This window comes from Chitinophaga sp. (assembly GCF_036566945.1).
GTDB lineage: Bacteria > Bacteroidota > Bacteroidia > Chitinophagales > Chitinophagaceae > Chitinophaga.
Genome location: NZ_DATCVJ010000947.1, coordinates 1 through 8979, shown reverse-complemented (window position 1 = coordinate 8979; position 8979 = coordinate 1). Strand labels below are relative to the sequence as shown.

Annotated in this window: 8 protein-coding genes; 6 read left to right on the top strand and 2 right to left on the bottom strand. The window is 45.9% G+C overall.

Annotation, left to right across the window (positions count from 1 at the left end):
- Positions 1–72: 72 nt before the first annotated feature.
- From VIP81_RS28565 to VIP81_RS28540, 6 genes are all read left to right on the top strand, one after another.
- Positions 73–2406, top strand: a complete 2334-nt coding sequence (locus VIP81_RS28565; protein ID WP_331969668.1) for an ATP-dependent helicase — start codon at positions 73–75, stop codon at positions 2404–2406.
- A gap of 111 nt (positions 2407–2517) precedes the next feature.
- Entirely contained in the window at positions 2518–2976 is a 459-nt protein-coding gene (locus tag VIP81_RS28560; RefSeq protein ID WP_331969665.1) for a regulatory protein RecX, read from the top strand.
- Positions 2977–3041: 65 nt separating this feature from the next.
- Positions 3042–3845: an amidohydrolase gene (locus tag VIP81_RS28555; RefSeq protein WP_331969662.1), complete on the top strand. Its 804-nt coding sequence runs from the start codon at positions 3042–3044 to the stop codon at positions 3843–3845.
- Between the two features lie 114 nt (positions 3846–3959).
- The gene (locus tag VIP81_RS28550) at positions 3960–4358 is read left to right on the top strand and encodes a VOC family protein (protein WP_331969659.1); all 399 of its coding nucleotides are present in this window, start codon (positions 3960–3962) and stop codon (positions 4356–4358) included.
- 11 nt (positions 4359–4369) lie between these two features.
- On the top strand, positions 4370–5467 hold the full coding sequence (nagA, locus tag VIP81_RS28545) for an N-acetylglucosamine-6-phosphate deacetylase (protein ID WP_331969656.1): 1098 nt from the start codon (positions 4370–4372) through the stop codon (positions 5465–5467).
- Between the two features lie 40 nt (positions 5468–5507).
- The gene (locus VIP81_RS28540) at positions 5508–7187 is read left to right on the top strand and encodes an ArnT family glycosyltransferase (protein WP_331969653.1); all 1680 of its coding nucleotides are present in this window, start codon (positions 5508–5510) and stop codon (positions 7185–7187) included.
- 122 nt (positions 7188–7309) lie between these two features.
- Here the strand turns inward: VIP81_RS28540 and thiL are convergent, their stop codons facing one another.
- Complete coding sequence (gene thiL / locus VIP81_RS28535; protein ID WP_331969650.1) at positions 7310–8344, bottom strand: thiamine-phosphate kinase; 1035 nt, start codon at positions 8342–8344, stop codon at positions 7310–7312.
- Positions 8345–8346: 2 nt separating this feature from the next.
- On the bottom strand, positions 8347–8979 hold a 633-nt coding region (locus VIP81_RS28530), incomplete at its 5' end, for an inositol monophosphatase family protein (protein WP_331969647.1).

Sequence of the window (8979 nt, the reverse complement as noted above, 5' to 3'; positions counted from 1 at the left end):
ATTTCTTTTCGTACTTTTACACCCTTCTGGAATACTCATCTTACTACAAATAAAATATAAACAGCAGTCGTGATGAAGGCAAATTATTTAGACGAGCTTAACGAACAACAGCGGGAAGCAGTAATACATATCAACGGCCCTTTGATGATTGTAGCAGGCGCCGGTTCGGGAAAAACCAAGGTGCTTACCACCCGTATAGCACACCTGATGCGGAATGGCGTGGATGCGTTTAATATTTTATCACTCACCTTTACCAATAAGGCTGCCCGTGAAATGAAAGAACGTGTGGAAAAGATCCTCGGCGGCAGCGAAGCCCGTAATCTTTACATCGGTACTTTCCACTCCGTGTTTGCCCGCCTGCTCCGCGCAGAAGCACACCGGCTCGGTTATCCGAACGACTTCACCATCTACGATTCTGATGACGCCAAAAGTGTGATCAAAACAATTATCAATGAGCTTAATTTAGACGATAAACACTATAAACCCAACTTCGTATACAACCGCATCTCTGCTGCCAAAAACAGCCTGATGGGACCGGATGAATACCAGCTGGATCACCTGGTACAACAGGAAGATATGCGCGCCAACCGGCCGCTCATCGGTAAGATATACGACATGTACGCCAAACGTACTTTTAAAAACGGGGCCATGGATTTCGATGACCTGCTGTTTAAAATGTATATCCTCCTTAAATCATTCCCGGAAGTACTGCACAAATACCAGCACAAGTTTAAGTACATCATGATCGATGAGTACCAGGATACCAACCCTGCACAGTACGAAATCATCAAATTACTGGGTGCTGTAAACGAAAATATTTGTGTAGTGGGAGATGATGCGCAAAGTATCTATTCCTTCCGCGGCGCTACAATAGAAAATATCCTCCAGTTTGAAAAGGATTACGACGACGTGAAAGTGGTGAAACTGGAACAAAACTACCGCAGCACCAAATCTATCCTGAATGTGGCCAATGAAGTGATTGCGCACAATAAAGGACAAATAGAAAAAAATCTCTGGACAGATAACACGGAAGGTGATACCATCAAACTGGTACGCACCATGACAGATAATGAAGAAGGTAAGTTTGTAGCAGATACCATTGCAGAACAGAAGCTGCGGAATCATTACGATAACCGTGACTTCGTTATCCTGTACCGCACCAATGCCCAGAGCCGTTCCTTTGAGGAAAGCCTGCGCCGTAAAGCTATTGCTTATCGCATCTTCGGCGGTTTGTCTTTCTATCAACGCAAGGAAATCAAGGACTTCGTCGCTTATCTCCGCGTTACGATGAACACCCGCGACGAAGAAAGCCTGAAAAGGATTGTCAATTATCCGGTGCGTGGTATCGGTAAAACAACAATAGAAAAAACCATCATCCTGAGCAATGAACACAACATCACCATGTGGGAGGTGCTGGAAAGAGCCAGGGAGTTTGGTTTCAAAGGAGGTACCGTAGAGGCTATCGAAGCTTTTGTAATCATGATCAAAAGTTTTCAGGCATCTCTCGCCCATCACAACGCTTACGATGTAGCGGTGATGGTAGGTAAATCCACCAACTTAGTAAAGGAATTATTCAACGATAAAACTACGGAGGGGCTTGCCCGTTATGAGAACGTGCAGGAATTACTGAACTCCATTAAAGAGTTTACAGAAACCCCCGACGAAGAAGGGGAATTGCTGGATAAAAGCATGGGTTCTTATCTGCAGCAAATTACCTTGCTGACAGATGCCGACCAGGGTACAGATGAAAATAGTGATGTGGTGAAACTGATGACCATTCACGCGGCGAAAGGACTGGAGTTTCCGGTGGTGTTCACTGTAGGACTGGAAGAAACGCTGTTTCCCAGCGGCATGTCTATCAACACCCGGGAGGAACTGGAAGAAGAAAGACGTTTGTTTTATGTAGCCATTACCCGTGCAAAAGCACGATTATGGCTTACCTACGCCAATAGCCGTTATCGTTTTGGTAACCTGGTACAGAATGAACCCAGCCGCTTCCTGGAAGAGATGCCAGAGAAATTCATAGACCGCAGTTATGCCGGCGGAGGTAGTGTGCGCAACGCTTTTGGCGGTGGCAATACTTCTGGCTGGAGCAACAGCAATAATATGTTTGACCGGATTCAGAAGAAAACACCTGCGCAGCAATCACAACCTGTTGCACAGAAACCGGCCGCCAAACCTACTTTTTCCGGTGCTACCACCCACGTGCCTTCGGATAACTTTACTCCGGATGATCCGGCAGGAATGGAACCTGGCATGCAGGTAGAACACCAGAAATTTGGTTTTGGTACCATCGCTGCCATGGAAGGTGCGCCCAACAATAGGATCGCGACCATCCTGTTCCCTAAGGGAGGCGGAGAAAAGAAGATTATGCTTAACTACGCTAAGCTGAGAATAGTGAGATAGCTATTAGCCATTAGCCTTTAGCTGTTAGCATGTTATGTTGAGGCTGACTGAGGGCTGATGGTAAATTTTTCTTACTCATCTTCTGGTTAATCACTAAAAGCTAAAAGCTAAATGCTAAGCGCTATTTTAAAACTCCGGCAGTTTTGTGCCTACCAGGAACGGAGTCACCAGGAAACCAGGTACAAATGCCTGGAACTGGGATTGAGGGGAAATGAAGTAGACGAGGCCATTGCCGAATTGATAGCAGAAAACTTCCTCAATGAAGAACGATTTGCCAAAGCTTATGCCGGCGGCAAATTCCGTATCAAACAATGGGGCAGAAAAAAAATCCTCATGGAACTGAAGCAGAAACAGGTATCGGCCTACTGCATCAAAAAGGGGATGGAAGAAATTGATGCCGATGACTATGCCGCCGTTCTCCTGAAGCTCACTGAAAAAAAATATGAGTCGTTGAAGGGGGAAATTCCGATGAAGCGCAAATATAAAACGATGCAATACCTGTTGCAAAGAGGCTTTGAATCTGAGTTAATCAGTGATGCGCTTGAACAAATCGCAAATAAAGCCGTATAAGCAGGCAATAATTTGAAAAGTTTCTAATCAGTCAGGCCGTAATTTTGTGATCACAATAACCGACAATGTCAGATCTGAAAGTAACACTCATACAGTCGCAATTGCACTGGGAAGATAAGGAAGCTAACCTCCGCATGTTTGATGAAAAAATCAACAGCATAACCGAAAGAACAGAAGTGGTTTTTTTACCGGAAATGTTCAGCACCGGCTTCAGCATGCAATCATCACTGCTGGCCGAAACTATGGATGGTAGTGCCGTACAGTGGATGAAGAAAAAGGCCGCCGAAAAAAATATCATTATCACCGGCAGCCTGATCATCGAAGAAAACGGGCAATACCTCAACCGCCTTGTGTGGATGCTTCCCAATGGCACCTATGGTACTTATGATAAGCGGCACCTGTTTGGTTATGCAGGTGAGCAGGATCATTACCAGCCAGGCGATAAACGCCTGATTGCACAGGTAAAGGGGTGGAAAATCAATCTGAGTATCTGTTATGATTTGCGTTTCCCGGGATGGGCCCGCAATAATATTCAGCCGGATACCAACGAACCTGCTTACGATATACTGGTAAATGTGGCCAACTGGCCGCAAAGACGTAAAACTGCCTGGACTACCTTGTTGCAGGCTCGTGCTATTGAAAATCAATGCTTTGTCATTGGTGTGAATAGAGTTGGTAACGATGGTAAAGAGATTTATCATAGCGGTGAATCCAGCCTGATAGATCCTATGGGAGAAATCATTTACCGCAAATCTGATGACGAAGATATTTTTACGTATACCCTTCAACGTGAGCGCCTCACAGAAGTAAGGAAAAATATTCCTTTCCTGAAAGATGCAGATGCATTCACGATTTTACCGAAAGGATAAGCCAATGCGGCCTGGAATATGGCCGCATTTTCCCTTCCGCCTCAGTCCATCCGCTTTAATCTAACAGCTAATAGCTAAAGGCTAATAGCTAAAACGGCAATAAACCAAACAAAAATGCGCTTGCAGTCCGTCCACCATATCGCTATTATTTGTGCTGATTACACCCGTAGTAAAACATTTTATACCGATGTACTGGGGCTGCAGGTAATACGTGAAGTGTACCGGGAAGAACGGGACTCCTGGAAACTGGATCTGGCATTGGATGGCCAATACATCATTGAATTATTTTCTTTCCCTGATCCACCGGCAAGGGTGAGTCGCCCGGAAGCCGCTGGTTTACGTCATCTGGCCTTTGCGGTGGCAGACATTGATAGTGCGGTAGCAACGCTGCAGCAAAAAGGCGTTACTACAGAGCCTATACGCATCGATCCCCACACCCAGCAACGTTTTACATTTTTTGCAGACCCTGATGGGCTGCCTTTAGAACTATACGAAGTTGAATCACGTCCGTAAAATTTTATTGTATGTCTGTAACCTACGTCAATGCGAGAATATTTACCGGTGAGGAAATATTGGAAGATCATGCCGTGAGTACCCATCAGGGTAAAATTATCAGCATCATGCCACATGCAGAAAGGGAGGCAACGGGTAATGAAATTGATTTGAAGGGCGCCTTGCTGGCCCCGGCTTTTATGGACCTGCAGATTTACGGAGGAAATGGACAGGTGTTTTCCCTGTATCCTTCCGTGACCGCTCTGGCGGCTACCGTAGCCTATAGTAAAGGAGGAGGAGCCGCGTGGATTATGCCTACCATCGCTACTATTGGCCGTGATATAATGCTGGACGCCATGAAAGCCGTAAGAGCCTATTGGGAACAGGGTGGACAGGGCGTGCTGGGATTGCACCTGGAAGGACCTTTTATGAATCCAAAAAAGAAAGGGGCTCACCTGGAGCAATATATACATGCGCCTACACAGGAAGACATTGACTGGATCCTGGAAAACGGCAGGGATGTAGTGAAAATCATGACACTGGCCCCCGAATGCTGCGATCCTGAGCTGGTAAGACAATTAGCTGCTGCCGGTATTGTAATATTTGCCGGTCATAGTAACGCTACTTACGCCCAGGCATATACGTCGTTTGATAACGGGATACATCATGCCACGCATCTTTTCAATGCGATGTCGCCACTGGAAAGCCGTGCACCGGGTATTGTAGGGGCTATTTTTGATCATTCACGTGTATGCGCCAGCATAGTAGCGGATGGTGTACACGTAGATTTTGCATCTATCCGTATCAGCAAAAAGATGATGCAGGAGCGCCTGTTTTTGATCACCGATGCGGTAGAGGAAAATAAGGAAGGCAGTTATGTATATCTCCGGGAGAAAGATCGTTTTGTAAGTGCCACGGGCGTTTTGTCCGGTTCCTGTTTAACCATGACCAAAGCGGTTCGCAATTGTGTGGAACAGGTAGGTATTCCACTGGAAGAGGCATTACGTATGGCTTCCTTGTATCCGGCGCGTGCAATAGGCCGTGAGCAAGCATTGGGCCGCATTGCAGTAGGCTATGATGCCGCCCTGGTTGCAATAGACTCAAACTGGGATACTACAGTATACTGTTAATAGCCCTATCTTCGCAGGATTAATAATACTGTATATCCACATGAGTGCAATAACTCGCTTCTTTAGAAAAGACCGGTATAAAAATCTATTTCTGCTAACCTGGTTGGTGCTAGGCCTTTTACAGGCTTGCTTCTCCGAGTTATGGGACGATGAAGCTTATTATTGGGTGTATTCGCGTCACCTCGACTGGGGTTACTTTGATCATCCGCCTATGATCGCCCTGCTAATTAAAATAGGATACGGCATTTTTCATAACGAATTGGGAGTGAGATTGCTGATTGTATTGGTAAATACGCTCACGCTGTGGATTACCGCGCGGTTGATTGCCTCAAAAGATAATAAACTTTTCTACCTGCTCATCGGCGCCATGGGCGCCATGCAAATAGGTGGAATGCTGGCGGTGCCGGATGTACCACTGATATTTTTCGCCGCTATCTATTTCTGGGTATACCGCAACTTTGTAAATGAACAAACCTGGAAGAATACCATATTACTGGGGATTTCCATGGCATTGATGTTTTACAGTAAATACCATGGCGTTTTGCTGGTCTTCTTCACGCTATTATCCAATATCAACCTGCTGAAAGTATTCAAGTTTTATGTGGCCGTGGTCATTACCACGCTACTGTTTTTACCACATATATACTGGCAGTATACACACGGATTCCCTTCTCTGCAGTACCACCTGGTGGAACGCAACGCATCTTCCTATGATATCAGTTATTCACTGGATTACCTGGGTGGACAACTCCTGTTATTCGGGCCTTTACTGGGCTGGCTGATATTATACTATGCCTTCCGTTGTCCTATTCAGAACTCATTTGAGCGGGCACTTAAATTCTGTGTGATAGGGGTGTTATCATTTTTTCTGCTCAGCACTTTCAAAGGCAGGGTAGAGGCTAACTGGACGGTAATGCTCTTTACGCCGGTACTCATATTGGCGCATCAGGCGATTGTGAGAAAAGGCTGGTCGCAGAAAGCGTTGCTCTATACATTGCCGGTTACCCTCTTGCTGGTATTGGTAGTGCGGGTGTACATGGTATGGGACTTTCTGCCGGGAGTGGAAATAAGACCGGAAATACATCATAACCGCGAATGGACCGCCCAGGTAGCTGAGCGTGCACAAGGCAAACCGGTGGTGTTTATCAATAGTTATCAAAAGCCGTCCAAGTATATGTTTTATACCGGGCAGCTATCTTATAGCCTTAACAGCAGGTATGCCCGCAGAAGTCAATATAATTTCTGGAATACGGAAACGGAGTTATGGGGTAAGGAGGTGATGGTGGTATTTGATCCAGGTACCGGCATTCCAATTACCGACAGCCTGAAAACGGTACTGGGCACCTGGGATTATAGCATCCAATCCGATTATTATTCGTATTCTCTCATACAGTTAAAACCGGCACTGAAAGCTATTAAGGCAAAGCGTGGAGAACATGTGAATGTGATCCTGCAGCCTACCAATGATTATCATCAGCCGATCCGGTTAGACAGAACCAACGAACCGGTACTGGGATATGGCTTTAAGATGAAAGATGAAGCCCTGCCACCGGTAAAGTCTACCATGACACTGGAGAAGGCGGTGCTGCGCCGGTTAATTAACCTGGAAGTAGTGATGCCGGATAAGCCAGGTAAGTATCAGTTGAAGTTTTCTGTTTTTGCAGGTGATATGCCACCAACGCATAACAGCCCGGTTATACCGGTGATTGTAGAGAAGTAGTAATAGCTTTTAGCTATTAGCTTTTAGCTTTTAGAAAAAATGCAGCGAAGATGAACATTCTGTTCTCCGCTGCATTTTTTCTAAAAGCTAAAAGCTAAAAGCTAAAAGCTAAAAGCTAAAAGCTATTGCTGAAAGGCATTCCAGCCCTGGGCAACCAGCTTAAACTTGTTGCCTCCTTTGGTATGGATATGTGCCCCTTCGGTAATATCGGTCATGTACCCAATAACGCTGATCTGTTCATTGAGTACAATTTTATCGTAGTCCTGTTGTTTCATGGTGAAGAGCAGTTCATAATCTTCTCCGCCGCTGAGTGCGCAGGCAGTAGGGTCCAGGCCAAATTTCAGGGCTATTTCCTTACTTTCCTGGGCAATAGGAATCTTTTCTTCATAAAGCACTACGCCAAGGTTGCTTTGTTTGGCGATGTGGAGTATTTCGGAACTGAGTCCATCGCTTACGTCCATCATGGCAGTAGGCAGAATATCTTCCTGATGGAGAAATTCGATAATGTCTTTACGGGCTTCCGGCTTTAGCTGGCGGCCAATGATATAGGTTTGGTCTTCCAGGTCTGGTTTTACCGTAGGGCTTTCGAGATAAATCTTTTTCTCTCTTTCCAGAAGGGTGAGGCCGAGGTAGGCCGCGCCGAGGTCGCCGGTAACGCAGAGCAGATCGCCTTTTTCGGCGGTAGATCTCTTTACGAAAGTATCCGGGGTGACTTCACCTATGGCGGTAACGCTGATAACGAAGCCTTTTTGGGAGTTGCTGGTATCGCCGCCCACCAGGTCTACGCCGTATTTTTCGCAGGCAGCATATACGCCTTCGTAAAATTCGTTGAGTGCTTCCAGGGAGAAACGGTTGGAGAAAGCAATGCTCATGGTAATCTGGGTAGGAATGGCATTCATCGCATAGATGTCTGAGATGTTTACCACCACCGATTTATACCCCAGGTGTTTCAGCGGCGTATACATCAGGTCAAAGTGGATGCCTTCTACGAGCATATCTGTGCTGATGACTGTTTGTTTGCCAAAATGGTCAATAACAGCTGCATCATCGCCTACACCTAATACGGTGCTGGCATTTTGTATTTCTATGTTCCTGGTCAGATAGTCGATTAATCCGAATTCTCCCAGGTCCTGTATTTCTGTTCTTTCCTCTTCCATCTTTATTTACCGTTAACAAGGTCTTGTAATGCACTATGAATTTGGCCGTTCGTGGCCAGTATTTCTTTCTGATAAGGGGAATACCGGTTTCCGGAGAAGTCGGTCACTTTGCCCCCTGCTTCTTCTACGATGAGGTAGCCGGCTGCGGAATCCCATGCCTGGAGGTGATGTTCATAAAAACCATCAAACCGGCCGCAGGCTACCCAGCAAAGGTCAATGGCTGCGGAGCCCAGGCGACGTACCGGGATGCCCTTTTTAATGATATATTCCAGTACCTGTAAGGGATTGTTGGGCCTTTCTTCCCATTGATAGGCAAATCCTGTTACAAGGCAGGAAGTGTTTACGTCTGCTTTGGTAGACACATGAATGGGTTTACCATTCAGGGTGGCTCCTTTGCCTTTTTCGGCCACAAACAGCTCGTTCATAAAAGGATTGTATACGGCGCCCAGTATCATTTCGCCTTCTTTTTCCACGCCTATTGATACACAACAGATGGGGATACCGTTTGCGTAGTTGACCGTACCATCGATAGGATCAATGATCCATTTTACAGTGGAGTCAGTCTTCATCTCCCCAACTTCTTCACTCAGGATAAAATGATCTGGATAAGTTTCCCTGATAATGTTGATGATAGC